This window comes from Arthrobacter russicus, assembly GCF_031454135.1.
Classification (GTDB): domain Bacteria; phylum Actinomycetota; class Actinomycetes; order Actinomycetales; family Micrococcaceae; genus Renibacterium; species Renibacterium russicum.
Map to the genome: position 1 here is coordinate 217,047 of NZ_JAVDQF010000001.1, position 25,956 is coordinate 243,002.

Consider the following 25,956-nt stretch of genomic DNA (forward strand, 5'->3'; position numbering starts at 1 on the left):
CCATGCGTCTTTACCCGCTCTTCTTCCGCGTCTGCTTCTCCTGGATGGACGCCGAAAATGCGCATCGGATCGGCTTCGGTTTGATTCGGTTGGCACACCGATGCGGGGCCGGTCCGGCGCTGCGCGCGATCACCCGTCCCGCGGCCTCGCTGCAGGTCACGGCTCTGGGCCGGACCTTTCCCTCGCCGTTCGGCCTGGCGGCAGGTTTCGACAAGGAGGGCCACGGGGTGCAGGCTTTGGCCGATCTCGGCTTCGGCCACGTCGAAGTGGGTACCATCACCGGGCAGGCGCAGCCGGGGAATCCGAAGCCGCGGCTGTTCCGTCTGGTGAAAGACCGGGCGCTGATCAACCGGATGGGGTTCAACAACGACGGAGCGGCAGCGGTGGCTCCTCGGCTGGCCGAGGCGCGGGCCGGACTCGAACGCAGTTCCCGTGCGGCGCGGCCGGTGGTCGGGGTGAACATCGGGAAGACCAAAAAGGTCGACCTGGCAGAAGCCGTCGGTGATTACCTGATCAGCACCCGGGCGCTGGCCGCAGTCGCCGATTATCTGGTCGTGAACGTCTCCTCGCCGAACACGCCAGGCTTGCGGCTGCTGCAAGACGTCGAGACCTTGCGCCCTCTGCTCACCGAGGTCCGTGAGGTTTCAAGCGAGGCGGCGGGGCGGCGGGTACCGTTGTTGGTCAAGATCGCACCGGACCTGTCGGACCAGGACATCGACGAGGTCACCGCGTTGGCTCTGGACCTTGGCCTGGACGGCATCATCTGCACCAACACCACAATCACCCGCGAAGGATTGCAGACCGCCTCCGAGCAGGTGATGAAATACGGTGTCGGTGGACTGTCCGGCGCACCGTTGCAGCAGCGTTCGCTGGAAGTGTTGCGTCGGATCCGGGAACTCGCCGGCGAGCGGCTCACCTTGATCTCCGTGGGCGGGGTGGAAACTGGCGCCCAGGTGCAGGAGCGGCTGGATGCGGGAGCCACCTTGGTCCAGGGTTACACCGCGTTCCTGTACGAAGGGCCGTTCTGGGTTTCCCGGATCAACAAATATTTGGCGAAGCGGGTCTGAGTTCCGGTCAGCCGGGCGCTGCTTCCCGCGCGGCGACGATCAGTCTTCGACGACCCCGCCGCGCTTGACCTGCGGCTTGGGCAACCGCAGCCGACGGAATTGCAGCGAACGGATCACGCCGTACCAAACCACGCCTTGGTCGACCGAGCCGAACTTGGCGATCACCCGCTTCTTCAGCCGACGGGCGAAGAAGAACGCGTCGACTGCCACCAAAACCACGATGGCCCAGAAACCGATGAAGATATACGACTGGAATTCGATGCTGCCGGGAACGAACAAAGTCAGCACCACGATCGCCAGTGCGATGAACATGACGAATTCGCCCAGGCTGGTCCGGACATCGACCACGTTGCGGGCGAACCGCCGCTGCGGACCCTTGTCCCGGATCGGCAGGTAGCGCTCATCGCCGGTGTCCAATGCGGCCCGGGTTTTCAATTGGGCCTCCCGCCGGGCTTCCCGGTCCGCAGCTTTGGCTGCGCCGCGGTCATTCGGAACCAGCGGACGCTTCCGCGCGGCTTCCTGCTCCTTGCGGCTCGGAGTGGGGACGCCTTTTCCTGCACGGGGGTCATTTTTCGCACGGTCGGCTGCAAGCTCGTCGACGACGTCTTGGGCGGGCGTGGCTTCCTTGTTTCTTCCAAACACCCTTCAAGGATACCCGGCTGGGCAGTGCCCTTGGAGCGGGCCGGGCCGCGCGGTAAGGTTCGGTTCATGACCACGAGTTCAACCATCCCCGAATCCAACGTGCCCACGCCCAGCCAGCCGTCACCCGAGGTCGTTGACGCCCTCCGGGCCGCTGTGCACCAAGACTTCGACCGTACGGTTTCCGCCCTGATCGAATTGGTGAAGATCCCCGGCATCGCCTGGGCCGCCTTCGACCAGGCCCAGCTGGACCGCAGTGCCGAAGCGGTCGCCGCTTTGATCCGCGAAGTCGGCGTGGACGAGGTGCAGATCCTGCGCGAGAACAAGGACGACGGGACGCCGGGCGGGCCGGCCGTGGTGGCGCGAAAACTAGCGGCACCCGGCAAGCCCACAATCCTGCTCTATGCGCACCACGACGTGCAACCGCCCGGCGACTCCGCACTGTGGGACTCGGAGCCGTTCGCACCGGTGGCCAGGGCGGGCCGGCTGTGGGGGCGCGGCGTCGCGGACGACAAAGCCGGGGTGCTCGCGCACGTCGCGGCACTCCGCGCGGTGTCCGAGGTTCTGGGCGACGATTTCGGCGTCGGGGTGACATTGTTCATCGAAGGCGAAGAAGAAGCCGGCTCACCGACGTTCCGCCGCTTCCTGGAAGCGCACCAGGAACTGCTCCGCGCCGAGGTGATCGTGGTTGCCGATTCGGGCAACTGGAAGGTCGGCGTGCCGGCTCTGACCACGAGCCTGCGCGGCCTGGTCGACGGCGTGGTCGAGGTCGAGGTGCTCGACCACTCGGTGCATTCCGGGATGTTCGGTGGACCGGTCCTGGATGCGCCGACGCAATTGATCCGGTTGCTGGCAACCTTCCACGATCAGAAAGGTTCGGTGGCGATCGAGGGCCTGCACCGGGCAGCCGATCCGGAGATCGACTACCAGGAGGCAGATTTCCGCGCCGACGCTTCGGTCTTGGACGGCCAGGAGCTTTCCGGGGAGGGCAGCATCGCGGCGCGGCTGTGGTCCCGTCCGGCGCTGTCGGTGATCGGTTTCGACGCGCCCGCGGTCGCCGTGAGTTCGAATACCATCCAGGCTCGTGCCGCAGCGAAGATCAGCCTCCGGCTGGCCCCGGGGCAGGTTCCGCAGGACGCCATGGACGCGATCGCCGCGCACGTCGAAAAGCACGCACCGAAGACGGCGCAGGTCCGCTTCGTGCCGGGGGAGCAGGGCAATGCCTTCGCCACCGACACCGCGGCCCCGGCGGCGCAGAACATGTTGTGGGCATTGCAGACGGCCTGGGGAGTCGATCCGGTCGAGGCCGGGATGGGCGGTTCGATCCCCTTCATCGCAGACCTGACGGAGCTGTACCCGACTGCGCAGATCCTGATCACCGGCGTCGAGGATCCCGATTCCCGGGCGCACAGCGCGAATGAATCGCTGCATCTGGCGGAATTCGAAAAGGCCGTGTTGGCCGAGGCGCTGCTGTTGGCCCGGCTCAATGCCGGATGAGCCTGCTCGCGGCGCAGCGGCGGGAACAACCGGGGCGATTCCGCGGTTGAGCAGACTGAGGGGTAATCTCCGGCCCGGCAGCTGGGAAGTTCCGGCCGTCGGACGTACCATTGTTGTACACCAGAGTTAGGATTCTGATATGACGACCACGACTGATACTGCTGCCGACCCGGCGACCGAGCTGGAAAGCCACGGCGTCGGCTTGAGCGATGTCGCCGCGCAGAAAGTGCGCAGCCTGCTGGAGCAGGAAGGCCGGACCGATCTGCGTTTGCGGGTCGCGGTGCAGCCCGGCGGCTGTTCTGGTTTGATCTACCAGCTGTATTTCGACGAGCGGATGCTCGACGGCGATGCGGTTCGCGATTTCGACGGTGTAGAGGTCGTCGTCGACAAAATGAGCGTTCCGTATTTGGACGGCGCGAGCATCGATTTCGAGGACACCATCGCCAAACAGGGCTTTACCATCGACAACCCTAATGCTGGCGGCTCGTGCGCCTGCGGCGACTCGTTCCACTAAATCAAATCGGCAATCGAAAGGCCCGGGGCTCCGGGCCTTTCGTATGTCCGGAGGGGATCCGGGCAGCCCGAAACGGCAGTGAAACTGACGCGCCAGACAGAGTGTGCGCAAAAAGTTCCCGAGCGCGGTAAGCTCTAAGGGAATACTCTCTACACGCAGTAGTAGAACACAAAAAGAACACAGTTTTGAATGCAGAACGCGGCCGCGAAAACAGCTTCCGGACGCACGCAACAAAAGGAAGGGCCGTCTGTGAGTTCGCAGCACCGAACCGGCAGCCGACGCGCCAAGGTACTCGCTGTTACAGCAGTGGGGATCACCAGCGCATTGGTCTTGTCGGCATGTACCCCCGAGATGAAGAACGGCTGGTTGCCGACTGAGCGGGATACCACGAACCACACTTCCAGGGTCATTGATCTCTGGGTCAATTCCTGGATCGCGGCGCTTGCCGTGGGCATCATCACCTGGGGCCTGATCATCTGGTGCATCATCGCCTACCGTCGCCGCAAGGGAACCGTAGGTTACCCGCGGCAGATGTCTGCGAACCTCCCTTTGGAAGTGTTCTACCTGACCATTCCGCTGTTCATGGTCTTGGTGTTCTTCTATTTCACCGATCGGGACCAGCAGGCGATCGACGCCCGTGACCCCAACCCGCAGATCAAGATCGATGTGCGGGGCAAGCAGTGGGCGTGGGACTTCAACTACCTTTCCGGAAACGACATTTCGGAGAGCGTCTACGAGTCGACCCAGCAGGTGCCGCTCAACGGCCAGCCGATCGACAAGGAAAAACTGCCGACGCTCTATTTGCCGGTCAACCGCAGCGTTGAGCTGGAGCTCAATTCGCGCGATGTGATCCACTCCTTCTGGGTTCCGGCCTTCCTGCAGAAGCGGGACATGATCCCGGGCAAGACCAACTACCTCAACTTCACGCCGACTGCCTTGGGCACGTACGACGGAAAATGCGCCGAGCTCTGCGGTGAGTACCACTCCGAGATGCTGTTCCGGGTCAAAGTGGTGACCGAGCAGGAGTTCCAGGACCACCTGGCGAAGCTCAAGGCCGCCGGCAACACCGGCTCGCTCGGCAGCGAATACGACCGCAATCCCAACCTGAACGAAAAGAAATAGGGGTCCGGACAGGTGTCGACACTTACCGAAACTGCTCCCGAGCAAAACCAGGTCGAAGAACGGAAGGTTCCGGTCTCGAAAGGCCGTTTGGTGGTCAACTGGATCACCTCCACCGACCATAAGACGATCGGCTACATGTACCTGATCGCCTCGTTCATCTTCTTCTGCCTCGGCGGCGTCATGGCGTTGCTGATCCGCGCCGAACTCTTCGAACCGGGCATGCAGATCCTGCAGACCAAAGAGCAGTACAACCAGCTCTTCACGATGCACGGGACGATCATGTTGCTGATGTTCGCAACTCCGCTCTTCGCCGGCTTCACCAACGTGATCATGCCGCTGCAGATCGGAGCTCCGGATGTGGCCTTCCCGCGGTTGAACGCACTGGCCTTCTGGTTCTTCCTGTTCGGCAGCACGATCGCGGTTTCCGGCTTCGTGACCCCTCAAGGTGCTGCTTCGTTCGGCTGGTTCGCCTATGCGCCATTGTCGAATACCACCTTCACCCCGGGCATCGGCGGTGACTTGTGGGTGTTCGGCCTCGCCTTGTCCGGCTTCGGCACGATCCTCGGTGCGGTGAACTTCATCACCACGATCATCTGCATGCGCGCCCCCGGTATGACCATGTGGCGGATGCCGATCTTCACCTGGAATGCCCTGGTGACCTCGATCCTGGTCCTGATGGCCTTCCCGCCGCTGGCCGCGGCGTTGTTCGCGCTCGGTGCCGACCGAAGGTTCGGCGCGCATGTTTTCGATCCGGAAAACGGCGGCGCCATTCTCTGGCAGCACTTGTTCTGGTTCTTCGGCCATCCCGAGGTGTACATCATCGCCTTGCCGTTCTTCGGCATCGTTTCGGAGATCTTCCCGGTGTTCAGCCGCAAGCCGATCTTCGGCTACAAAGGCCTGGTCTACGCCACAATTGCGATCGCGGCGCTCTCCGTGACCGTCTGGGCGCACCACATGTACGTCACCGGCCAGGTGCTGCTTCCGTTCTTCTCGTTCATGACGATGCTGATCGCGGTGCCAACCGGGGTGAAGTTCTTCAACTGGATAGGCACCATGTGGCGAGGGTCATTGACATTCGAGACACCGATGCTCTGGAGCCTCGGCTTCCTGATCACCTTCCTGTTCGGAGGTCTCACCGGGATTATCCTGTCGTCACCGCCGCTTGATTTCCCGGTTTCCGACACGTACTTCGTGGTTGCGCACTTCCACTACGTGGTCTTCGGCACCGTCGTGTTCGCGATGTTCGCCGGATTCTACTTCTGGTGGCCCAAGTGGACCGGCAAGATGCTCAACGAGCGGCTCGGCAAGATCCATTTCTGGATGTTGTTCCTGGGCTTCCACGGCACCTTCCTGATCCAGCACTGGCTCGGGGTGCTCGGTATGCCGCGACGCTATGCCGATTACCTCCAGGAAGACGGGTTCACCTGGATGAACCAGTTCTCCACGATTTCCTCGTTCGTGCTCGGCGCCTCGCTGATTCCCTTCTTCTGGAATGTGTACATCACCTGGCGTTCCAAGAAGCGGGTAGAAGTCGACGACCCGTGGGGCTTCGGCGCCTCGCTGGAGTGGGCAACCTCCTGCCCGCCGCCGCGGCACAATTTCACTTCGCTGCCCAGAATCCGTTCCGAGCGGCCTGCTTTGGACCTGCACCACCCGGAGCTGGCCCAGTGGAACACCGCGACTGATCCACAACCGGCTGCCGCAGTCTTGGGCAATGCCGACCAACGCGACCAAGCCGCCAAGGAGAAATAATCATGTTGATCGAATCGCGGCTGTTTTTCCTCGGCGTGCCCTTCTTCCTGGTGGTCGATGTGGTCTACGGTTTCATGACCAACTGGAGCGAATGGGTCGGCATTCTCGGCATCCTCCTGGTCGGCGGCCTGGCCGGAATGATCGGCTTCTACCTCGCGTTCACCGCCAAGCGGGTGGGCTTGCGTCCGGAAGACCGCAACAACGGCGAGATCCACGAAGGCGCCGGCGAGCAGGGGCACTTCAGCCCGTGGTCGTGGTGGCCTCTGGTGCTCGGCCTGGCCTGCGCCACGGCGTTCGCGGGTTTGGCGCTGGGCTGGTGGATCGTCTTCATCTCGGCCGGTATCGCCGCCATCGGCCTGGTCGGTTGGGTCTTCGAATACAGCCGCGGAGACCACGCGCACTAGGCGTTGCTTCATTTCGGATGCATTTCCGGCTTGCGGAGGGAAATTTCCCGTCCCGGGCCGGAAATGCATCCGAAGCTTTTTAACTACCACCGAGGGGTTGGCTCATGAGCGATGCTGCAGAGTTGATCGGCGGTGAGATCGACCGTTCCTCCGGCACGGCGATCTATCTGCAGCTCGCTGAGCTTTTGCGGCAGTACGTGCGGACCAAGAGTTCACCCGCGACGGCGATACCCTCGGAACGCGATATCGCGGCCCGGTTCGGAGTCGCCCGGATGACCGTCCGGCAAGCGATCGACACGCTGGTCTCGGCCGAGGTGCTGGACCGGGTGGTGGGTCTGGGTACTTTCGTGCATCGGCCCAAGCTAGACCTGCAGGTCAAACTGACCTCGTACTCGGAAGAAATGCAGCGCCGCGGCATGGTGCCGGACGCCAAAGTCTTGGACTTCGAGTTGATCCAGGCCAGTGCGAGCGTGGCCCGGGAACTGCAACTGCACGAAGGCCAAATGGTGGTCCGGTTCCGGCGGCTGCTGCTGGCCGACGAAGAGCCGATGAGCGTGGACGAGAATTTCATCCCCGGGTACCGGGTGCCGGGACTCACCGACGGACCGGCCCCGACCTCGTTGTACAACACCCTGGGCGAGCGTTACGGCCTCGTCATGGAGTGGGGCGAGGACATGATCGAAGCTGCAGCCGCAGCGCCCACCGTGGCCCGGCAACTCAAGGTGGAGACCGGAGCGCCGCTGCTGAAGATCCAGCGGCATGCCTTCGTCTCCGGAATCGTCGTGGACTACTCGGTGTCCTACTATCGTGCGGACCGCTACAAGCTCTGGGTGCCGCTGCAACGGCCCGGGGTGCGGAGCACCCGGCAAGTCCCTTCCCGGCGCAGCTAGGCCCGCACCGAGGCGTCCAGGCTGCGGTCCGCGACGCTTTCCCAGCAGAGCCGGCGGCCACGCCGTAATATGACCTGATGGCAGGCATCGTATGGTGGGAAGTGGAGACCGACAACCCGGAGCTGTTCCAGCACTTCCACGGTTCGCTCTTCGGCTGGCGCTTCGAAGCAGCTTTTGCGGATACCGAGCTGGGCGCAGACTATTGGGTCATCAAGGACGCGGCTCGGGATATCGGCGGATTGCAGCGCGCCCCCTCGCCGAGATTGCCGACGGCGGGGAACCGCGTCTATCTCCTGGCGGAGGATCTGGAGGCCACTTTGGCACGCGCGGCCGCCTTGGGCGGCGTCATCGAAAGGTCGCGTACCGCATTGGGCGGAGCAGACCGGTGGTTCGGCACCTTTCTCGATCCAACCGGGATTTCCTTCGGATTGTGGACACCGAACGCGAGGGCATAGTGGAAAGGGCCCCTGCCGCCATTCAGCTGAATGGCGGCAGGGGCCCTCGGGTCCGCGGGGGAGCAGCGACTACTTCGACAATGCCTTGTCGTTCGCTTCCAATGCCTCGTGGTCGGCGTGCTCTTCGTGCGCAGCATGCTCCAAAGCTGCCTGGTGCTCAGCCGGAGTGACCGGGGCGACCCGGTCTTCGAAGAACCACTTGGAGAGCCAAGCGCGACGCTTTTCCTTGGCTACCACGATGCCCTTTTCGTTGGGCTCCGCGGGAAGCACCTTCGGCGATTCGAAGCTGACCAAACGGTACCGCTTGTATTCGTCCAGCTGTGCGTGCTTTTCCTTGTACTCGCCATGCGGCAAGCGGATGATCCGGCCGGTTTCCCGTCCGTGCAGCACGATCTCGCGGTCCTTGCGCTGCAGCGCCAAGGCGATGCGCTTGGTGATCTGGTAAGCCAAGATCGGGCCGATGAAGAACAGCGTGCGCAACCAATAGGTCACGTCGTTGAGTGAAACGTGGAAGTGCGTTGCGATCAAGTCCGAACTCGCAGCCGCCCACATGACGCAGTAGAACACGACGCCGGCGGCGCCGATCGCAGTACGGGTCGGCACGTTGCGCGGACGGTCCAAGACGTGGTGCTCGCGGTCGTCCTTGGTGATCCAGCGCTCGATCCAGGGGTAGGTGAACAGCAAGCCGAAGATGATGCCGGCCGGGATCATGGCGGCGCCGATCACGTTGAAGCTCAGCGTGTTGGTTCCCCAGGGGAACGGGATCTCCCATTCGAAGGGGAAGTTCCACAGCCAGCCCGGCATGAGCCGGAGCGCGCCGTCGAACACGCCGATGTACCAGTCGGGCTGGGTGCCGGCGGATACCGGTGACGGGTCGTAAGGCCCGTAGTTCCAGATCGGGTTGATCGTGAAGAACGCCGCCATCGCCGCGATGATGCCGAACACGATGAAGAAGAACCCGCCTGCTTTGGCTGCGTAGACCGGTCCGAGCGGGTAGCCGACGACATTGTTGTCGCTGCGGCCGGGCCCGGGGTACTGGGTGTGCTTGTGCACCACGACCATGAACAGGTGGATCACGATCATCAGCAGGATGATCGCGGGGATCAACAGGATGTGCAGCACATAGAGCCTGCTGATCACCATGGTTCCCGGGAACTCACCGCCGAACAGGAAGAACGAGATGTAGGTGCCGACCACCGGGATCGCCTTCAGGATGCCGTCGATGATCCGCAGGCCGTTGCCGGAGAGCAGATCGTCAGGCAGCGAGTAGCCGGTGAACCCGGCGCCCAGGGACAGCAGCACCAAAGTGGCGCCGACGACCCAGTTCAATTCACGCGGTTTGCGGAACGCTCCGGTGAAGAACACCCGCAGCATGTGCACGGATACCGCTGCTACGAAGAGCAGCGCCGCCCAGTGGTGCACCTGCCGCATGAACAGGCCGCCGCGGACCTCGAAGGAGATGTTCAACGACGAGTTGTAGGCGACCGACATTTCGACGCCCTTCAACGGCACATAGGAGCCGTTGTAATGCGTTTCCGCCATGGAGGGATCGAAGAAAAAGGTCAGAAAGGTGCCGGAGAGCAACAAGATGACGAAGGAGTACAGGGCCACTTCACCGAACATGAAGGTCCAGTGGTCGGGGAAGACCTTGCGGCCGAACTCCTTGAGGATTCCGGATCCGCCGACGCGCTGGTCGACGAAGTCGGTGATCCGGCCGACTTTGGTGGTCGGAGTGTACGGTGCTTCAGCAGTGTGGCTGGTAAGTGCATTGCTCATGATCAGCCACGCTCCCAGTAGCTCGGACCGACGGGTTCATGGAAGTCGCTCTGCGCCACCAGGTAACCTTCGGCATCCACCTTGATCGGCAGCTGCGGCAACGGGCGCACAGCCGGGCCGAAGATGACCTTGCACTCTTGCGTGAGGTCGAAGGTCGATTGGTGGCAGGGGCACAGCAAGTGGTGCGTCTGCTGCTCGTACAAAGCCACCGGACAACCGACGTGGGTGCAGATCTTCGAGTAGGCCACAATGCCGTTGTAACCCCAATTTTCCCGCCCGGGGGAGGGATTCAGCGAAGCCGGGTCCAGCCGCATCAACAACACGACGGCTTTGGCCTTTTCGTTCAGCTTGCCTTCTTGGAGCTCGTTGAGCCCTTCCGGAATCACGTGGAATGCTGAGCCCAGGGTGACGTCCGACGCTTTGATCGGGGTGCCGGTTGGGTCGCGGACCAGGCGGGTGCCTTCTTTCCACATGGTGTGCCGGAGCAAATTGACGTCCGGGTTCAGGTCCAGGTCGCGGAACAGCACGATCGCCGGCAACGGGGCCAATGCGATCGCTCCGATCAGGGTGTTCCGGATCAAGGGCCGGCGTTTGATGCCGCTCTCTTCCGCGATCGTGTCGACGATCTCCACCGCGGCCTTGCGGTCCTCTTCGCTGCGGATCGGGTGGCGCTCTTCGGAAACTTCATGGTCCGGCATCAGGGCCTTCGCCCAGTGCACGATTCCGGTTCCGATGCCGAGCATCGCGAAGGCGGTGCCCAATCCGAGGAGCATGTTCTGCAACCGCAGCGTCCCCACGCTTTGGTCGAGGCGAACGCCGAAATATGCGACGAAGAAGAGAATGGTACCCAGTACCGAAATGCCGAAAAGCACGGCTACTTGGCGTTCAGCTCGCTTGGCCGCGCGCGGGTCAGTGTCAGCCAGCCGGGGGCGGTGCGGGGGGATTCCAGGATCCTGGAATGTCTCCAACACCGTCTGACCAGCCTTAGCTTCGACCTCCGACCCTGTCGGCTTGTCGTCACTACGGTCGCCCATTGTCCTTCTTCCTTCTGTCGTCCCGTTTCACGGGGAATCTTTCAAAACTTTTCGAAACTGGCCCGTCGCAGCGGGCGGCCGAACTCACGAAGTGCGTGACGTCAACCAAATGGTGAAGGCGATGACCACGCCCAGGCCCGCGATCCAGACGAAGAGGCCCTCGGCCACCGGGCCCAGGGAGCCGAGCTGCGCACCGCCGGGTGAGCCGTTGGCTTCAATGGTCTTCAGGAACGTGATGATGTCCCGCTTGCCTTCGGGGGTGATGTTGGCGTCGCTGAACACCGGCATGTTCTGCGGTCCGGTGATCATCGCTTCGTAAATGTGTGCGGGTTCGACGCCGGCGAGTCCCGGAGCGAATTTGCCCTGGGTCAGTGCGCCGCCGGCGGCCGCTGCATTGTGGCACATGGCGCAGTTGACGCGGAAGAGCTCGCCGCCTTCGGCCGCATTGCCCTTGCCGTCCAAGTACTCTTCGCCGGGGATTGCCGGACCAGCCCCGAGGCTGGCGACATAGGCGGCGAGTTGCTTGGTCTGCTCTGCGTTGAACTGCTGGGGCTTCTGCAACGCCTGCGGTCCCTGCATCTGCATCGGCATCCGGCCGGTGCCGACCTGGAAGTCCACGGCTGCCGCACCGACGCCGACCAGAGTCGGCCCGGACGGGGTACCCGCGCCGCCGGCATTGTGGCAGGTGGCGCAGTTCGCCAAGAAGAGCTTTTCGCCTTCCTGCACGTCACTCGCCGTGAAGGTATTGGATTCCGCCTTGGCCTGATTGACCGATGTCGCGAAAGAATACAAGCCGCCCGTGAGCAGCAAGCCCATCAACAGCAATGCCAGGATCGCTAGCGGGTGCCTACGCTTCTGTGAAAGTGCCTTCACCGGTCAAGTTCCTTTGTTCTCGGTTCGACGGCTGGGGCAGCCGCTGTGTGAAATTCTTCCGCTGGTAAAAATGCAGTCAAGTTCGGCTCGGCTTACTTGAGCACGTAGATGACGAGGAACAGTCCGATCCAGACCACGTCAACGAAGTGCCAGTAGTAGGAGGTCACGATCGCGCTAGTGGCCTCGAAATGCCCGAACTTCTTCGCCGCATAGGCTCGTCCGATGATGAACAGGAACGCGATCAGGCCGCCGATCACGTGCAAACCGTGGAATCCGGTGGTCAGATAGAAGACCGACCCGTAGGCATTAGACGACAAGGTCACATGCTCGGAGACGAGCATCGCGTATTCCGTCGACTGGCCGGCGACGAAGATCGCACCGAGCAGGAAGGTGAGGAAGAACCACTCGACCATGCCCCATTGGGAGAACTTGAACAATCCGCCGACGCGTCGGGGCTGCAATCGCTCCGCAGCGAAGACGCCCATCTGGCAGCTGAATGAGCTGGATACCAGGATGATCGTGTTCACCAGGGCGAACGGGAAGTTCAACTTCGCCGTCTCTTCAGCCCACAGGGAGCCTGAAGTGGAGCGCAGCGTGAAGTACATGGCAAAGAGGCCCGCGAAGAACATCAGCTCGCTGGAGAGCCAAACCACGGTTCCTACGGAAACCATGTTGGGCCGATTCAGCGTGGGGTGTGCCGGGGCGCTGGGGGCTTGGGTCGCAGATGTCACATAGACATTATGTCTGTAAAACTCCCCAGCGCCCAATACGAAATGCCTTTGCCAGCATCTTTTTCTACAAACGTGCGAAAACTCGCGGAAGTTCCGCGGGATGCGGAGCCGGGTCATATTGGCTTCGCGCCGCGCCGCGCCGATAGCATCGTAGAGTGAGCGATCCCCGCAACCCCGATAACGGTGCCCCGACGACGCCCAGCTGGCCCTTGCTCTTGACGGAATTGATCGCCGGCCGCGATCTGAGCCGGGAACAGACTGTGTGGGCCATGGACCAAATCATGTCCGGACTGGCATCCGACGCGCAGATCGCTGGATTCCTGGTCGCCTTGCGGGCCAAGCACGAGACCGTCGAAGAACTCGGCGGGCTGGCCGATTCGATGCTCAAGAATGCGAAACCATTGCCTTTCGACGGCGAGGCCCTGGACATCGTGGGAACCGGCGGTGACCGGCTGAACACGGTGAACATCTCGACCATGGCGGCCTTGGTTTGCGCCGGGGCCGGTGCGCAAGTGGTCAAGCACGGCAACCGGGCTTCGTCTTCGGCCGCCGGCTCCGCAGATGTGCTCGAGGCGCTCGGCGTTCGGTTGGATCTTTCCATCGAATCCGTGGCCCGGGCTGCTTCCGAGGTTGGAATCACCTTCTGCTTCGCCCAGGTTTTCCATCCTTCCTTCCGGTACACCGCGGTGCCCCGGCGGGAAATGGCCATTCCGACGGCCTTCAATTTCTTGGGCCCGTTGACCAATCCGGCCCGCACCTCTGCTTCGGCGGTCGGCGTGGCCGACGCGCGCATGGCGCCGTTGGTGGCCGGAGTGCTGGCCAGCCGGGGGAGCCGGGGCATGGTCTTCCGCGGCGACGACGGATTGGACGAATTGACCACCACCGGACCATCCCGGGTGTGGGAGTTCCGTGCGGGCGGGATCCAGGAGCAGTTTTTCGACCCGCAGGAGATCGGCATCGCGCGCGCCACGGTGGCGGATCTGCGTGGGCAGGACGCGCAATTCAATGCCCAAGTCGCCCGCGATACTCTGGCCGGTGCTACCGGACCGGTGCATGATGCCGTGGTCCTGAACGCTGCGGCCGGTCTGGTGTCGTTCGATCAGGAAAGCAACGGCAGCCTGACGGAGCGGATGGGCCGGGCTTTGGCACGTGCCGAATCAGCCATCGCGACCGGCCAGGCGAACGCCGTGCTGGAAGCTTGGGCCCGATTCAGTTCCGCGCATATCGCCGGGAACGGCTGAGCGGGCTCCGGCCGGTTCGCTGAACCGGCCGGAATCAGTGCTCGAAGCCGAGCGAGAACGCGGCGTCCAAATCGTGCTTGGAATAGGCGCGGAAGGAAATATGCGTCGTGGTGGCTTGGACGCCGTCGACCTTCGAGAGTTTGTCCGCAATGACATCCGCCAAGGCTTCGTGCTGGCTGACCCGGGCCACCGCGATGAGATCCCACTCGCCGGTCACCGAATACACCTCGCTGATGCCTTCGATTTCGGAGATCTCCTGGGCGGCTTCGGGGATCCGGTCCACGTTGGTCTTGATCAGAACGAATGCGGTAATCACAGCATCAGACTAACGCACGCCGGATCGTTCGGCCCGCTTCCGGATCACCAATCCGGCGATCGCGCGGTGGCCCAGCAGGAACAAAGCCAGGACGGCGGTGGCGACCAGCACGAAACTCCATTCGGCGGTCCGGCCGCTGAGCAGCCGCAAAAGCATCCCGGCGATTACCGTGATCAGCCACAGGCAGACGCCGTGCGGCCAGACCCGGATCGGGGCCCGCCAAAGCCGTCCGGCCAACCACCCCAGAGCGGCTCCGGCCAGAAACGGCCACGCCGTGGCCAAGACCCCGAGCACCGGGTTGGCTTCTTGATGGCTTGCCCGCCCGGAGACCGCGAAAACCAAGATCAGGAGGAGGTCCAAAAGCAGCGCGTACCCGACCAGGCCGCGACTCGTGGCCAGGGCCGGCCGAGCTTGGGATTCGGGAGATCGCATCTGGTCCATTCTGGCAGGCTAACAGGGCGTGCTGCAGGATGGGAAAACCGCGAAACCTGCCCAGTTGCGCAGTCGCCGGATCCGGCCGTTTTCACCGGCCAGCGGCTAGAGCGTGGCGCGGACCGCGATCTTTCCGCTGTCCGACCAACGCACTTCGACACTGGCGATGTCGGCCAAGGGGATGTCCACGGTGGCGATCGGCGAAACCACGGTGCCCTCTGAGGCGTCCCAGCTGGCCGCGATGGTTTCTTTGCCGTTTCGTTCGATCACCACAAGCTGATAAGGCGATGGCGGGCCACCGGTGTAGCCGGGAGTGTTCCGGCTAGCCAGGTAGCTGCAGCGCCATTCGATCTGGGTGCCCCAAGCGACCGGCAGCGCTTTGCCGGAAACCGTCACGGTCTGCGATTCGACCGCAGTGAAAATCAGTGGAACGCTTCCGGCTTGGGCTTCCGAAGCCGTCACGATCGGCACCACGACCACGGTGGCAACCACCGCCGAGGCGGCGACCGCTGCCGCGACCCCGATGCTGAGCAGCCGGCGTCGTATTTTCGAACGGCGGGCCCGCTTGGCCAACAATGGAAGGACGTCGGCGACCGAGTCCTCGGCTGCCTCCGGCGATTCCGGGGCGGTCAAGGCGATTGCCTGTTCCTGGCTGAGTCCGGCCAAAAGCCCGGGCATGCCGGCGAGTTCGGCCACGGCGGACGCGCAGCGTGGGCAACTCGCCAAGTGGGCCTCGAATTCGTGCCGTTCGGCGGGCGAGAGGGCACCAAGAACATAAGCGGCGTCCCACTGGGTGTACGGGTCCAGTGAATCGTTCATTGGGTTACTCCTCTCTCCTGCAATGCGAGCTTCATGGCCCGCAGCGCGTAATGCATCCGGGACTTCACCGTTCCCTCAGGGACCCCCAATGCTTGCGCAATCTCCCTGACGGACAGCGAACGGTAGTAGCCGTGCACCAATACCTGGCGGTGTTCCGAGGACAAACCGGACAGCGCCTCGGACACCAGCCATGAATCCAGCACCCGGTCGGTGGCATCGGCCTGGTGCTGCTCCGGCGGGGCGTCGGTGCCCACTTCATGGCGGTTCCGGGCGCTGCGCCAGTCGTCCACCACCAGGTTCCGGGCGACTGTGAAGAGCCATGCCCGGACGGCGGCTTCCGGACGTTCCAGGACGCCCGGCCGCTGCCAGGCCCGGAACAGGGTTTCCTGCGTGACGTCCTCGGCATAGGCGTGGTCTCCGGTGAGCCGGTTCACGAAGCGGCCCAACTCCGCGGCGTGGGCGTCGTGCAGGGCGCGCAGAAGCAGTTCTTGCCCCTCGGCGTGCTCATGGCCCATTTCGCCCTCCTGATTGGTCAAACGGGGCAGCCATCGAATTGGTTCAATCCCAGTCGGAAAATTATCCGAAGCCGATGCCGGCTCATCGCCGAAGCAATGCCGCGGAGAGTAGATCCGGCCGGCTCAACGCCAGCGACTCGGCATTCTCCGGGATGCTTTCCCAGCGCACGGAAGGATGCTGCCGGGACAGCTCGATGAGCCATTGCCGCTGCGGTTGCCGAAGTTTCCGGTCCGAGATCAGCAGCCGAATGGCTGGCTCCGGTGCGCTGAAGTCGTTGAAGCCGATCGGTTCGACGGCCGGCAGGGCGCGCTGGAACGGCAGGATGGCCCGAGCGTATCCGGCCAGTTCCGGGATCGCCAGCTGTTCGAAACCCGGTCTTTCGGCCGCTCGGCTGCGTACCGGCATCGGCAGCATGGCGAGCAGCCCGGCAGCAAGCCGCCTGGCACCGGTCCGTGGCGCCTCGGCACCAAAACCCCATGGGTCCAAAAGCAGCAATCCGGAGACGCGGCGCTCAGCCCGCCGGGCAAGTGCCAAGGCGGGCCGGGCGGAAGCCCCGGATGCCGCGATCCGCAATGGGCGGCCGGCCGGCTCGATCTCGGCGATGGCCTGGGCCAAACAGTCGGAACTCTGCTGGGCATCGGATATCGGCAACCGTTGCTGCGAGGCCCCGACTTCGCCCAAGGGCTCGGCTACCAGGACCCGATAGGCCCGGATCAGCGCCGGCAGCGCCTTGAACCAGGTGAAGCCGGGGGAGTCCTGACCGCCCAGCAACAGCAAAGGGGGCGCCGTCCGCGGGCCACCGCAATACATCCGGATGCTGCCGTGCGCGGTCTCGGCATCGTGGGCCTCGAAGTCGCCCGGAAGCAGGCCCAGTGCGTGTTGGTAGGCCGCCGCGTGGCGCTCTCGTGATTCGACGCTGTGGAACTGCGATACCGCCGGCCGCATGGTCACCTTCCTCGGTTCTGGCTTTCCAGGTTATCCGCTTCGGCTGAATATTCGGACAGATTATTTGTTCTTGACAAATAAAATGGTCGGTGGGAATCTTGAATTTATGGAAGAACTCGGCGTCATCGAAGATCCGGCCGCGGCCGAGGTGCTGCTGGACCCGATCCGGTCGGCGCTGCTGGCCGCACTCCGGGAGCCCGCCTCGGCTGCCGGCTTGGCCCAGCGGCTCGGATTGCCACGGCAAAAAGTCAACTACCACCTCAATGCCTTGGCGCAGCACGGTTTGGTTGCGCTGCTGGAAGAGCGGCGCAAGGGCAATATGACCGAACGCGTGATGCAGTCGAGCGCCCGCAGCTTCGTGATTTCACCGATCGCGCTTTCCGCAATCGAACCGGACCCGGCGAGGCATCCGGACCAGCTTTCGGCGCGCTGGCTGATCGCCTTGGCGGCGCGTCTGATCCATGACGTCGGACGTTTGCTCAGCGGCGCGGCAGCAGCCAAGCAAAAGCTGGCGACCTTCGCCTTCGATGGCGAAATCCGGTTTGCCAACGCTGCCGCCAGGGCCGAATTCGTCCATGAACTGAGTGCGCAGATCGACCTGCTGTCGTCGAAATACCACGACCGCGACGCGCCTGGCGGGCGCGCGCACCGAATGGTTTTCGCCCTGCACCCCAGCTTGAAAAAGGCACCCGCCGAACCGCATACCAAACCCCTTCTCAGCATCGGAGAATCAGCATGAGCCGGAAATTCGACGTCAACACCGAAGCGGTGGCCAACGGCCGCCCGGAGCAGGTCTGGGCGGCCGTCGTCGCCGGCGGTTCCGGTTGGCAGTGGCCGGCGGAGGTGGAACCCCGCCTGGGCGGCGCAGGCCCGTTCGGCAGCGAAGTCACCGCCTGGCAGCCGCCGAATCATTTCGGCATCGAGATGACCGGGCCCGACGGCTTTTTCAACATCCTGGACTACGTCTTCGAGGAACTTCCCGATGAGTCCACTCGAGTCCGCTACCGGCACTCCGGAATTTTCCTGACCGAAATGAGTGATGACGAGTGGGCCAATCAGTACGACGGCGTACGTCTGCACACGGCGTTCTACCTGCACACCTTGGGCCAGTACGTGCAATACTTCGCGGGCCGTCAGGCCGCTTTCGCGGACGTTCAAGGGCCTGATGCATCGGGCTCGGCTCAGGCCTTCGAGGTGCTCAAGCAGGCGATCGGGGCTGAGCAGCAAGGCCAGCAGATCAGTTTCGAGGTGCCTGGCATCGGGACCATTGCCGGAGAGCTGGACTATCTGACCGAGCACTTCGCCGGCGTCCGCACCGCAAACGCGATGTACCGGTTCTTCGGTCGGAATGCGTTCGGCCAGGTCGTGGGCATGACCATCCACGAATTCGGCGAGGCTGCCGAGGTGCATGACGCGCAGTGGCAGGAATGGTTGGCCGGACTCTACTGAGCCGGCGACCGGATTCGGCGGTGCGAATCCAAGCATTGACAGTCGACTTCTGTATGACTAGCGTCATAAGTAGACCGAATTCAATTCAAAGTTGTGGAGTCGCCGTGTCGCGTCCGATCACGTTGTTCACCGGCCAATGGGCAGACTTGCCTTTCGAGGAAGTGGCCCGACGGGCGTCGGAGTGGGGCTTCGACGGTTTGGAGATCGCCTGCTGGGGAGACCACCTGGATGTTTGGCGGGCAGCCGAAGACGACGCCTACCTGCACGACCGGCTCGACATCCTGGAGCGGCACCGGCTCAAGGTGTACGCGATTTCGAATCATCTCAATGGCCAAGCCGTGTGCGACGATCCGATCGATGAACGGCACCAGGGAATCGTCTCGGCCAGGGTTTGGGGCGACGGTGAACCGGAAGGGGTCCGGCAACGGGCCGCCGAAGAACTCAAGATGACCGCGCGGGCTGCGGCCCGCCTCGGCGTCAGCACAGTCACTGGATTCACCGGATCCGCCATTTGGAAAACCGTGGCGATGTTCCCGCCGGTGCCGGAGGCGATGATCGCCCGCGGCTACCGGGATTTCGCCGATCGTTGGAACCCGATCATCGACGTCTTCGACGAGGTCGGCGTCCGCTTCGCTTTGGAGGTCCACCCCTCCGAAATCGCCTTCGATTACTGGACCACCAAAGCGACCCTGGACGCCATCGGCAACCGGCCGGGCTTCGGCCTGAATTTCGACCCTTCGCATTTTCTGTGGCAGGACCTCGACCCGATGGGCTTCTTGTTCGACTTCCGGGACCGGATTTACCACGTGCACGTCAAAGAATCGACGAAGCAGCTCAATGGCCGCAATGGCCGGCTGGGATCGTTGCTGCCTTGGGGAGATCCGCGCCGAGGTTGGGACTTCGTCTCGGCCGGGCACGGCGAGGTCCCCTGGGACAAAATCTTCCGGATGCTCAATTCGATCGGCTATGCCGGCCCGACCAGCATCGAATGGGAAGATGCCGGCATGGACCGCATGGTTGGCGCGCCGGAAGCTTTGGGCTTGGTCCGGAAGCTATCTGCGATCACCCCGAGCGAGGCGGCGTTCGATGCCGCCTTCGCGACGAAGCGGTGACGCCGGCCAGGCATCGCCGGATTACTGGGACGCCTGAACGACCCGGGCCGCTCAGAAGATCTGCCGGGCGTTGCTGCGCACCAGGTCGATGAGTTCATCGCCCTTGCCGGACATCACAGTGCGCAGCGCATAGAGCGCGAAGCCCTTTGCCTGCTCTGCGGTGATGGCCGGCGGAATGGACAACTCCTGGCGTTCCGTGCGCACGTCGACCAAGGCCGGCCCAGGATGTGCGAATGCCGTCCGCAACGCTGCGTCCAAGCCGGACGAATCCTGGACCTGGATGCCCTTGATTCCCATGGCTTCGGCGACTGCGGCGAAATCGGGATTGAGCAAATCGGTGCCGAAGGTGCGGAAGCCGGCCGCTTTCATTTCCAACTCGACGAAGTTCAGCGACGAGTTGTTGAACACCACGACTTTGACCGGGAGCTGGTTCTGGGTCAGGGTGATCAACTCGCCCAAAAGCATCGCCAGCCCGCCGTCACCGGCCATCGCGATCACCTGCCGGCCCGGATTCGAGGCTTGGGCACCGATTCCTTGGGAGAGTGCGTTCGCCATCGAGCCGTGGCTGAACGATCCGATCAGCCGCCGCCGGCCATTCATGGTCAGGTACCGGGCCGCCCAGACCACTGGCGAGCCGACGTCCGGAAGGAATACCGCGTCTTCGTCGGCGATCTGGTCGATCAACCGGGCCAGATATTGCGGATGCACCGGCTGGCCGGCTTTCCGCGGAGTCGCCAGATCGTCAAGCCGCTTCCGGGTCTTGGCGTAATGGGCCAGAGCCGTCTTCAGATGCTTGCCGGGGCGCTTCGGGGCCAGCCGGGGGAGCAGCGCGGCGATGCTTTCCCTGGCTCCGCCGACCATGCCCAGTTGGATCGGGCTGCGGCGGCCGAGATTTTCGCCTCGCAGGTCCAGCTGGATCTTCACAGCATGCGCCGGATAGAACTGCGGGTACGGGAAATCTGAGCCGAGCACCAGAAGCGTGTCGCAGGCCTCCATTGCCCGGTAGCCGGAGGCGAAACCGAGCAATCCGGTCATCCCGACGTCATAGGGATTGTCATACTCAATGAATTCCTTGCCGCGCAGGGCGTGCACGACCGGTGCCTGCAGAGCTTCGGCGAGTGCGACCAGTTCGGCATGCGCGCCTTGGACACCGGCGCCGGCCAGAATTGTCACCTTCGACGAGGCATTGAGCAATTCGGCGGCCCTGGCCAGCTCAGTCTCGGCCGGAATGGTCGTCGAACGACTGGCTTCAATGCGGCTCACGGTTTCGCTGGCCGCCTGGGCGAGCGAAACATCGCCGGAAATCACCAGCACCGCCACGCCCCGTTTTTCCACCGCGGTGCGGATCGCGATATCCAACACCCGGGGCATCTGTTCCGGAGTGGAAACCTGCTCCACATAAACGCTGCATTCCCGGAAGAGTTCCTGCGGGTGGGTTTCCTGGAAATATCCGGTGCCGATCTCCGAACTCGGGATGTGGGCCGCGATCGCCAGCACCGGCACCCGGGAACGTTGGGCGTCATACAAACCGTTGATCAAATGCAGATTGCCCGGCCCGCAACTGCCTGCGCACACCGCCAGTTCACCGGTGAGTTCGGCCTCGGCTGAGGCCGCGAAGGCGGCCGCCTCCTCGTGTCGGACGTGCACCCAATCGATCGTGTCGGATTCCCGCAGCGCATCGGTGAAGCCGTTGAGCGAATCTCCGGAAATGCCGTAAACCCGCTGCACACCACACGCTTCCAGAGTTGACACAATGGTCTCTGCGACGTTGCTCATCTCCCGAGTCTAGGAGTTCCAGCCCGGAATTGATGCGACGTACGCCACATTCCATAGCCGGAAGGTGGACCTTGGGTAACAAACCGGTTGCGCTTTCCGAAGCGTCCATGGTTCTGCGCCGAATTGCGGAATTCGCTTGCTACCGTCGAATTCATGAGCAGCGAGAATTTCGGCGAAAGCATGGCACCCGAACGCGCCATTCCGGTGGACGCGTCATTGGTCACTGGAGTTTTGATCATGATTCCGGTGATGGTCTTCAGTACCGCACTGGGATTCTTCCTCAACATGTGGCTTTTCTGGACGGTCCCGGCTTTGGCCGGCTTGGCGATCTGGGCCGTGCTTTTTTCCAAGGTCCGGGGGCGTTTGGCCGAAGAGCCGGCGGCCGCCGAAGCCGACGAGTCCGCGCAGGGGTTCGATGTCGGGGATCTGGACGGCTTGAAAAACCGCGAGGATCCGAAGGGCGACTCCGCGAAAAGCGCCTGAAGCAGTCCGAATTCTTCAAGCCGGCCGGTTGTCCGGCTTCTATGCTGAATTCATGTTGAACACCAGCACTTTCACGGTTTCCGATTGGCAGTCCGAGGATATCGGCACTGAAATCCAGATTGCATTGCCGCTGAGCCGGGCCCGAATGGTCAAGGTTTTCCGCGGCGAAATTGTGGGACGATCGGAAACCCAATTCACGGCCGCCTATTCCGAAGCCACCGGCGCCGGCAGCTATGTCGCGCTCGAATCCTTCGAAGGTGAGATCTCCGGCCGGGCCGGAAGCTTCAATTTCCTGCACAGCGGCACTACGCTGGGCGAAAGCAAAGTGCATGAGATGCCGATGATCGTTCCCGGTTCCGGTACTGCGGAGTTCGCCGGAATCGCCGGAACCGGCTCCTTGCGGGTGGATTCCGACGCACTCATCACCTGACTCTGGAGTGGCGTATTGACTGAAGACCATCCTCGCTTGGCCGCTGTCTACGACGAGCTCAACAGCGGTAGTTGGGACGGCAAGGCCTTCGAACCGTCGGACAGCCCGGAAATCATCCTCATCGCTCACAACAGTTAGGGAAAACCATGGATTGGACTCTTGAAGTAGTGGTGTTGCCGGTCAGCGACCTGGCCCGGTCGATCGAGTTCTATCGGGACCGGGTGGGTTTCGATCTGGACCATGAAACCGAAAACGAGCACATGCACGTGGCGCAGCTGACGCCGCGCGGTTCGGGCTGCTCAATCGTCATTGGCAATCTGCCCGCCCAGAACGAGATGGCGCCGGGCTCGATGCGCGGCCTGCAACTGGTCGTGGCCGATGCGCAAGCGGCCCGTGCGGAGCTTCTGGAACGCGGAGTCGAAGCGAGTGAACTCACGGTGTTCAGTCCGGAGGACGGCGGCACCTTCTTCGGTTTCGCCGATCCGGACGGGAATACCTGGGCCGTACAGGAACTCAAGGTCCGGGCTGCGAAGCCATTGATCCCGATAGCAGACCGCGGGCGCTTCGGCGTCGCTGACTGATCCGGCGACGGGTTCACGGCGCGGATCGGCGGGGTCGTGATGTACCCCGGATCGGTATCGGGATCGCTCAGCACCGCGTCCGGCTCGGCGCTGAGCCGCACTCCGGCGAGCAGCCCCGCAGCGGTCAGCCGCGCCGACTCCGACGGATCTGCGGCGGCGCGGACCGTGAAGTCTGAATGTTCCCGGGCTGCGCGCATGAGCGTTGCACCCATGGCGCCCACACCGAAGATCCGAAAGCCCAGGGTCGTGCTCGACGTCATGCCAGAATCTCGTTTTCGAATGCGGTCGCACGGTGCGCCCGCAGGTACTCTATTCCATCGCGCTGGTGGCTCAGTCCTCGATCCGGATCCAGATTCCCGGCGGAGACCAGTGGGGGAGAGCCGGGTCGGAAAATCCCGACCAATCGTTGGGCGCATCTGGTGCGAATGCCTTATGACATTGATCGTGGGTCGGAGGAAACCATCATGCGAGCGAATTCAAGCTTTGCCATTTGGACGTTGCTGCTCTTGTCCTCCGTCTGGGCCGTCGGCAGCCTGTTCCTCGGCTTGCAATGGCAGTTCTTGTGCGCTGCTGCGCTTGCCGGGAGCGCGGCGGTCCGACTGGTCTGGCCTCAGCCGGTGGAAGCCCTCCCAGTCGAATTGCCAGCGATCGCGCCCGGCACGCCTCAAAGCACCGCGCGGCCGGATTTGCTGTTGGTTCCGGCCCCGGAACGCCAAGCCGAGGTCGTGCGGTTGCGGCTGGTCAAGCCGCTGCAACTGGAGCCGGCCGGATCTGATCTGCTCACGCCCTCGCTTTCGGCCTGACCTCAGGGTCGGCCGTCCAATCTGGTCCGCTCGGGCCGGGCCGCGGATGTTGATTGCCCGCAGGATGGTCGGCTGGTAGCCTGCCGGTCATGACCATCACCACAGCCTTGGCTGACTGGTTGCTCGACGCCGACCCTGCCCTGCGCTGGCAAGTCGAACGGGACCTCTTGCAGGAACCGGCCGAGGTCTGGCGCGCCACTCGCGGACAGATCGCAGGCTCCGGCTTCGGCTACCGGTTGCTCCAACTGCAGGGCCAAGACGGGCAATGGGCCGGTGGGTCGTTTTTTCCAGCGGGGTTCGATTTCGATGGCCCCGAGGCCGCGAACGGCGCCGGGCAACCCTGGACCGCCACGACCTGGTCATTGAACACCCTGCGGTACTGGGGCCTGGATGCCGTCGAGCTTGCCGGCACTGCCGAATTGCTGGCCGTCAACAGCCGATGGAGCTACGCGGATCTGCCCTATTGGCACGGCGAGGTGGATTGCTGCATTAACGGTTACACCCTAGCCAACGGCGCCTGGCTCGGAGCCGACGTTTCCGGCATCGCGGAGTGGTTTCTGAGCCACTCGATGCCGGACGGCGGCTGGAATTGCGATTGGCTGGACGGTGCCAGCCGATCGTCGTTCCATTCCACGCTCAATGCCCTGATTGGGATTCTGTACTACGAATCGCGGGTCGGTGGTGTGCCGGAACTCGCCGAGGCGCGGCACGCGGCCGAGGAATACCTCCTGCAACGGCATCTGCTCAATCGGCTGTCCACGGGCCAATCCGTGGGCCCTTGGGCGGGCCAGCTCGCTTACCCGTTCCGCTGGAAGTACAGCGTGCTGAAAGCTCTGGACTACTTTCGCCTAGCCGCGGAGCACGACGGCGCAGCACCGGATCCGCGGCTGGCCGAGGCCGTGGAACTGCTGTCAGGCAAGCGCCAGTCCGATGGCACCTGGTGGCAGGAACTCCGCCACCCCGGGCGCGCTTGGTTCGAGGTCGATGTCCCGCCGGGGCAACCGTCGAAATGGCTGACTCTCTACTCGCTGCGGGTTCTGGATTGGTGGGACCGCCGGCACTGAACCGCGGCTACCGCCGCCAACGGTACGGGGTCGTGGTGGATACCTTGACCAGGCCCGACCGTTCCAGGATCGGGCGGGAGAATTCGGTCGAATCGCTATTGATGAAGCGCTTGCCCAGCCGCAGCGCGGAACGGGCGCGAGCAGCGGTGAGCGCGCGATAGATACCTCGTCCACGCCATTCCGGGCGGGTCGCGCCGCCCCAGATTCCGGCGAAATCCGTACCGGCGACCGGTTCGAGTCGCCCGGCGCTGATCACCTCGCCGCCGGATTCTGCGATCCAGAGTTCGAGCCCGTCATCGGCGGTGAGCCGGTCGATCAGGGCTCTGCTGCCCTCCGGTGCTGGGGAGCTGCTGAACACTTCGTCCTGCATCGCGTTCATCCGCCACACATCGTCGGCTTCGGTGATCCGCCGAAGCCGGACCGAAGCCGGCAGGCTGATCTCGGCGGCCAAGCTCTGGGCCAGGCCCAGCATGATCGATTCGGCCTCCTCCGCAACGAAACCGTTCGTGAGCAGCGCGGTCTGCAGTCCCGGAGCCCGATCATGGCCCCGAGTCTTCCATTCCACCTCGATTACCTCGGGATCGGCTCGGAAATGGTCCAGCGATTCGGAGACCATCCGGGCGATTTCGCGGGGGGTGGCACCGGCCAGGTCCTGATAGGTGACGAAGCCCGAGCCACCGCGGAAGGTGATCAGCCACAAGGGACCTTGCCGAGCCACCGATAGCGCGTGGGCGGCTTCGCTCTGCGTTCGCAGCTGCGCATCGTAGGCAGCCAGCATCTGTGCGGGTTCGATTTGCGCAGGATCAACCGGTGAGGGTTCGGTGGGCACGTCGGCGCGGCCGGCTGGCTCGGCTGGAGAGATCATCGGCTTGCCTCGTTCGATCTGCCACGGTAACAGTGGGCGCGGACGGCTGCTGGCTCGAGAATACCCCGGGGCCGCGTTTGGCTCGGCGGGCGCAGCGCTACGTCAATTGTGAGCGAACAGATGCAGGTTTTGGCGCCACGAACCGCCGTCACTCCGGTTGACGGCGATCGACCGACGCCTGTAGAACGGTTATCAGGGCATCGACCGGTCGAACCCTTCGGCCCGGGGGAGTCCATGAAGCGACAGGAGTGCACCATGAGCGACAAAACACCGCGCGAAGAAGCCATTCAAAAAGAGGAAGAAAAGAAGGAAGAATGGAAGCGGCGCCGTGAGGAAGAAGAAGCCCGCCGTCTCGACGACTGACTGAACA

29 protein-coding genes are annotated in these 25,956 nt (G+C 63.4%); 17 read left to right on the forward strand and 12 right to left on the reverse strand.

Annotated elements, in window-relative coordinates; genetic code table 11:
* Nucleotides 1-2 precede the first annotated feature (2 nt).
* The gene (locus JOE69_RS00960) at nt 3-1,067 is read left to right on the forward strand and encodes a quinone-dependent dihydroorotate dehydrogenase (RefSeq protein WP_309795301.1); all 1,065 of its coding nucleotides are present in this window, start codon (nt 3-5) and stop codon (nt 1,065-1,067) included.
* Between the two features lie 39 nt (nt 1,068-1,106).
* Here the strand turns inward: JOE69_RS00960 and JOE69_RS00965 are convergent, their stop codons facing one another.
* On the reverse strand, nt 1,107-1,709 hold the full coding sequence (locus JOE69_RS00965; protein WP_296361953.1) for a DUF3043 domain-containing protein: 603 nt from the start codon (nt 1,707-1,709) through the stop codon (nt 1,107-1,109).
* 66 nt (nt 1,710-1,775) lie between these two features.
* On the opposite strand from JOE69_RS00965, the gene JOE69_RS00970 reads away from it, so the two are divergent.
* The 7 genes from JOE69_RS00970 to JOE69_RS01000 all read left to right on the forward strand — a co-directional run bounded on the left by JOE69_RS00970 (nt 1,776) and on the right by JOE69_RS01000 (nt 8,340).
* Nucleotides 1,776-3,203, forward strand: coding sequence for a dipeptidase (locus JOE69_RS00970; RefSeq protein WP_309795303.1), 1,428 nt, complete (start codon nt 1,776-1,778; stop codon nt 3,201-3,203).
* A gap of 139 nt (nt 3,204-3,342) precedes the next feature.
* Complete coding sequence (locus JOE69_RS00975; RefSeq protein WP_296361956.1) at nt 3,343-3,717, forward strand: HesB/IscA family protein; 375 nt, start codon at nt 3,343-3,345, stop codon at nt 3,715-3,717.
* Nucleotides 3,718-3,966: 249 nt separating this feature from the next.
* Nucleotides 3,967-4,839: an aa3-type cytochrome oxidase subunit II gene (ctaC, locus tag JOE69_RS00980; RefSeq protein ID WP_296361958.1), complete on the forward strand. Its 873-nt coding sequence runs from the start codon at nt 3,967-3,969 to the stop codon at nt 4,837-4,839.
* 12 nt (nt 4,840-4,851) lie between these two features.
* On the forward strand, nt 4,852-6,591 hold the full coding sequence (gene ctaD, locus JOE69_RS00985) for an aa3-type cytochrome oxidase subunit I (protein WP_309795304.1): 1,740 nt from the start codon (nt 4,852-4,854) through the stop codon (nt 6,589-6,591).
* Between the two features lie 2 nt (nt 6,592-6,593).
* Complete coding sequence (locus tag JOE69_RS00990) at nt 6,594-6,995, forward strand: cytochrome c oxidase subunit 4 (protein ID WP_296361961.1); 402 nt, start codon at nt 6,594-6,596, stop codon at nt 6,993-6,995.
* Between the two features lie 104 nt (nt 6,996-7,099).
* On the forward strand, nt 7,100-7,885 hold the full coding sequence (locus tag JOE69_RS00995; protein WP_296361963.1) for a GntR family transcriptional regulator: 786 nt from the start codon (nt 7,100-7,102) through the stop codon (nt 7,883-7,885).
* A 77-nt stretch (nt 7,886-7,962) separates the two neighbouring features.
* Nucleotides 7,963-8,340 carry a VOC family protein gene (locus JOE69_RS01000; protein ID WP_309795307.1) on the forward strand — a complete coding sequence of 126 codons (378 nt, stop codon included), beginning with the start codon at nt 7,963-7,965 and terminating at the stop codon, nt 8,338-8,340.
* A 69-nt stretch (nt 8,341-8,409) separates the two neighbouring features.
* On the opposite strand, the gene qcrB is transcribed toward JOE69_RS01000, so the two are convergent.
* From qcrB to ctaE, 4 genes are all read right to left on the reverse strand, one after another.
* Complete coding sequence (gene qcrB / locus JOE69_RS01005) at nt 8,410-10,116, reverse strand: cytochrome bc1 complex cytochrome b subunit (RefSeq protein ID WP_296361968.1); 1,707 nt, start codon at nt 10,114-10,116, stop codon at nt 8,410-8,412.
* A 2-nt stretch (nt 10,117-10,118) separates the two neighbouring features.
* Nucleotides 10,119-11,150 carry a cytochrome bc1 complex Rieske iron-sulfur subunit gene (gene qcrA, locus JOE69_RS01010; RefSeq protein WP_296361970.1) on the reverse strand — a complete coding sequence of 344 codons (1,032 nt, stop codon included), beginning with the start codon at nt 11,148-11,150 and terminating at the stop codon, nt 10,119-10,121.
* Between the two features lie 84 nt (nt 11,151-11,234).
* Nucleotides 11,235-12,023 carry a cytochrome bc1 complex diheme cytochrome c subunit gene (qcrC, locus tag JOE69_RS01015; protein ID WP_296361972.1) on the reverse strand — a complete coding sequence of 263 codons (789 nt, stop codon included), beginning with the start codon at nt 12,021-12,023 and terminating at the stop codon, nt 11,235-11,237.
* Nucleotides 12,024-12,115: 92 nt separating this feature from the next.
* A complete protein-coding gene (gene ctaE, locus JOE69_RS01020) occupies nt 12,116-12,754 on the reverse strand; it encodes an aa3-type cytochrome oxidase subunit III (protein ID WP_296361974.1) in 639 nt (212 codons plus the stop codon).
* Nucleotides 12,755-12,909: 155 nt separating this feature from the next.
* Between ctaE and trpD the strand changes: the two genes are divergently transcribed.
* Nucleotides 12,910-13,995, forward strand: a complete 1,086-nt coding sequence (gene trpD, locus JOE69_RS01025) for an anthranilate phosphoribosyltransferase (RefSeq protein WP_309795309.1) — start codon at nt 12,910-12,912, stop codon at nt 13,993-13,995.
* Between the two features lie 34 nt (nt 13,996-14,029).
* Here the strand turns inward: trpD and JOE69_RS01030 are convergent, their stop codons facing one another.
* From JOE69_RS01030 to JOE69_RS01050, 5 genes are all read right to left on the reverse strand, one after another.
* Nucleotides 14,030-14,311, reverse strand: coding sequence for an Lrp/AsnC family transcriptional regulator (locus JOE69_RS01030; RefSeq protein WP_309795311.1), 282 nt, complete (start codon nt 14,309-14,311; stop codon nt 14,030-14,032).
* Between the two features lie 9 nt (nt 14,312-14,320).
* Nucleotides 14,321-14,752, reverse strand: coding sequence for a DUF3054 domain-containing protein (locus JOE69_RS01035; protein WP_309795313.1), 432 nt, complete (start codon nt 14,750-14,752; stop codon nt 14,321-14,323).
* A 96-nt stretch (nt 14,753-14,848) separates the two neighbouring features.
* Nucleotides 14,849-15,562 (reverse strand): anti-sigma factor family protein, encoded by a 714-nt coding sequence (locus tag JOE69_RS01040; RefSeq protein WP_309795315.1) that lies wholly within the window; start codon nt 15,560-15,562, stop codon nt 14,849-14,851.
* The gene (locus JOE69_RS01045) at nt 15,559-16,077 is read right to left on the reverse strand and encodes a sigma-70 family RNA polymerase sigma factor (RefSeq protein WP_309795316.1); all 519 of its coding nucleotides are present in this window, start codon (nt 16,075-16,077) and stop codon (nt 15,559-15,561) included. The genes JOE69_RS01040 and JOE69_RS01045 overlap by 4 nt, the downstream gene beginning before the upstream one ends.
* Nucleotides 16,078-16,159: 82 nt before the next feature.
* Nucleotides 16,160-17,023 carry an alpha/beta fold hydrolase gene (locus JOE69_RS01050; protein ID WP_309795318.1) on the reverse strand — a complete coding sequence of 288 codons (864 nt, stop codon included), beginning with the start codon at nt 17,021-17,023 and terminating at the stop codon, nt 16,160-16,162.
* Between the two features lie 106 nt (nt 17,024-17,129).
* Here JOE69_RS01050 and JOE69_RS01055 point away from each other — a divergent pair, with 106 nt between their 5' ends.
* The 3 genes from JOE69_RS01055 (at nt 17,130) to JOE69_RS01065 (ending at nt 19,584) form a co-directional block, all read left to right on the forward strand.
* On the forward strand, nt 17,130-17,762 hold the full coding sequence (locus tag JOE69_RS01055) for a winged helix-turn-helix domain-containing protein (protein WP_309795320.1): 633 nt from the start codon (nt 17,130-17,132) through the stop codon (nt 17,760-17,762).
* Entirely contained in the window at nt 17,759-18,472 is a 714-nt protein-coding gene (locus JOE69_RS01060) for an SRPBCC family protein (RefSeq protein WP_309795322.1), read from the forward strand. The genes JOE69_RS01055 and JOE69_RS01060 overlap by 4 nt, the downstream gene beginning before the upstream one ends.
* Before the next feature lie 104 nt (nt 18,473-18,576).
* Nucleotides 18,577-19,584, forward strand: a complete 1,008-nt coding sequence (locus JOE69_RS01065; protein WP_309795324.1) for a sugar phosphate isomerase/epimerase family protein — start codon at nt 18,577-18,579, stop codon at nt 19,582-19,584.
* 51 nt (nt 19,585-19,635) lie between these two features.
* Here the strand turns inward: JOE69_RS01065 and poxB are convergent, their stop codons facing one another.
* Nucleotides 19,636-21,360, reverse strand: a complete 1,725-nt coding sequence (poxB, locus tag JOE69_RS01070; protein WP_309795327.1) for a ubiquinone-dependent pyruvate dehydrogenase — start codon at nt 21,358-21,360, stop codon at nt 19,636-19,638.
* A 153-nt stretch (nt 21,361-21,513) separates the two neighbouring features.
* Here poxB and JOE69_RS01075 point away from each other — a divergent pair, with 153 nt between their 5' ends.
* The 5 genes from JOE69_RS01075 to JOE69_RS01095 all read left to right on the forward strand — a co-directional run bounded on the left by JOE69_RS01075 (nt 21,514) and on the right by JOE69_RS01095 (nt 24,721).
* Entirely contained in the window at nt 21,514-21,843 is a 330-nt protein-coding gene (locus tag JOE69_RS01075) for a hypothetical protein (RefSeq protein ID WP_309795329.1), read from the forward strand.
* A 52-nt stretch (nt 21,844-21,895) separates the two neighbouring features.
* Complete coding sequence (locus JOE69_RS01080; RefSeq protein WP_309795331.1) at nt 21,896-22,273, forward strand: DUF3224 domain-containing protein; 378 nt, start codon at nt 21,896-21,898, stop codon at nt 22,271-22,273.
* 146 nt (nt 22,274-22,419) lie between these two features.
* Nucleotides 22,420-22,854, forward strand: coding sequence for a VOC family protein (locus JOE69_RS01085; protein ID WP_309795333.1), 435 nt, complete (start codon nt 22,420-22,422; stop codon nt 22,852-22,854).
* Nucleotides 22,855-23,318: 464 nt separating this feature from the next.
* Nucleotides 23,319-23,657, forward strand: a complete 339-nt coding sequence (locus JOE69_RS01090; RefSeq protein WP_309795336.1) for a hypothetical protein — start codon at nt 23,319-23,321, stop codon at nt 23,655-23,657.
* An 89-nt stretch (nt 23,658-23,746) separates the two neighbouring features.
* Entirely contained in the window at nt 23,747-24,721 is a 975-nt protein-coding gene (locus JOE69_RS01095; RefSeq protein ID WP_309795338.1) for a squalene cyclase, read from the forward strand.
* 7 nt (nt 24,722-24,728) lie between these two features.
* On the opposite strand, the gene JOE69_RS01100 is transcribed toward JOE69_RS01095, so the two are convergent.
* Entirely contained in the window at nt 24,729-25,499 is a 771-nt protein-coding gene (locus JOE69_RS01100) for a GNAT family N-acetyltransferase (protein ID WP_309801073.1), read from the reverse strand.
* Nucleotides 25,500-25,956: the final 457 nt, after the last annotated feature.

What these genes read in the sequence shown, in the direction of transcription:
- poxB (WP_309795327.1), bottom strand. Translation starts at nt 21,360, where the DNA reads ATGAGCAACGTCGCAGAGACCATTGTGTCAACTCTGGAAGCGTGTGGT.
- JOE69_RS01055 (WP_309795320.1), top strand. Translation starts at nt 17,130, where the DNA reads ATGGAAGAACTCGGCGTCATCGAAGATCCGGCCGCGGCCGAGGTGCTG.
- JOE69_RS01045 (WP_309795316.1), bottom strand. Translation starts at nt 16,077, where the DNA reads ATGGGCCATGAGCACGCCGAGGGGCAAGAACTGCTTCTGCGCGCCCTG.
- JOE69_RS00990 (WP_296361961.1), top strand. Translation starts at nt 6,594, where the DNA reads ATGTTGATCGAATCGCGGCTGTTTTTCCTCGGCGTGCCCTTCTTCCTG.
- JOE69_RS01075 (WP_309795329.1), top strand. Translation starts at nt 21,514, where the DNA reads ATGAGCAGCGAGAATTTCGGCGAAAGCATGGCACCCGAACGCGCCATT.
- JOE69_RS01000 (WP_309795307.1), top strand. Translation starts at nt 7,963, where the DNA reads ATGGCAGGCATCGTATGGTGGGAAGTGGAGACCGACAACCCGGAGCTG.
- JOE69_RS01040 (WP_309795315.1), bottom strand. Translation starts at nt 15,562, where the DNA reads ATGAACGATTCACTGGACCCGTACACCCAGTGGGACGCCGCTTATGTT.
- qcrB (WP_296361968.1), bottom strand. Translation starts at nt 10,116, where the DNA reads ATGAGCAATGCACTTACCAGCCACACTGCTGAAGCACCGTACACTCCG.
- JOE69_RS00975 (WP_296361956.1), top strand. Translation starts at nt 3,343, where the DNA reads ATGACGACCACGACTGATACTGCTGCCGACCCGGCGACCGAGCTGGAA.
- JOE69_RS01090 (WP_309795336.1), top strand. Translation starts at nt 23,319, where the DNA reads ATGCGAGCGAATTCAAGCTTTGCCATTTGGACGTTGCTGCTCTTGTCC.
- JOE69_RS01050 (WP_309795318.1), bottom strand. Translation starts at nt 17,023, where the DNA reads ATGCGGCCGGCGGTATCGCAGTTCCACAGCGTCGAATCACGAGAGCGC.
- JOE69_RS00995 (WP_296361963.1), top strand. Translation starts at nt 7,100, where the DNA reads ATGAGCGATGCTGCAGAGTTGATCGGCGGTGAGATCGACCGTTCCTCC.
- JOE69_RS01095 (WP_309795338.1), top strand. Translation starts at nt 23,747, where the DNA reads ATGACCATCACCACAGCCTTGGCTGACTGGTTGCTCGACGCCGACCCT.
- JOE69_RS00960 (WP_309795301.1), top strand. Translation starts at nt 3, where the DNA reads ATGCGTCTTTACCCGCTCTTCTTCCGCGTCTGCTTCTCCTGGATGGAC.
- JOE69_RS01060 (WP_309795322.1), top strand. Translation starts at nt 17,759, where the DNA reads ATGAGCCGGAAATTCGACGTCAACACCGAAGCGGTGGCCAACGGCCGC.
- JOE69_RS01085 (WP_309795333.1), top strand. Translation starts at nt 22,420, where the DNA reads ATGGATTGGACTCTTGAAGTAGTGGTGTTGCCGGTCAGCGACCTGGCC.
- qcrA (WP_296361970.1), bottom strand. Translation starts at nt 11,150, where the DNA reads ATGGGCGACCGTAGTGACGACAAGCCGACAGGGTCGGAGGTCGAAGCT.
- JOE69_RS01035 (WP_309795313.1), bottom strand. Translation starts at nt 14,752, where the DNA reads ATGGACCAGATGCGATCTCCCGAATCCCAAGCTCGGCCGGCCCTGGCC.
- JOE69_RS00970 (WP_309795303.1), top strand. Translation starts at nt 1,776, where the DNA reads ATGACCACGAGTTCAACCATCCCCGAATCCAACGTGCCCACGCCCAGC.
- JOE69_RS01100 (WP_309801073.1), bottom strand. Translation starts at nt 25,499, where the DNA reads ATGCTGGCTGCCTACGATGCGCAGCTGCGAACGCAGAGCGAAGCCGCC.
- JOE69_RS01080 (WP_309795331.1), top strand. Translation starts at nt 21,896, where the DNA reads ATGTTGAACACCAGCACTTTCACGGTTTCCGATTGGCAGTCCGAGGAT.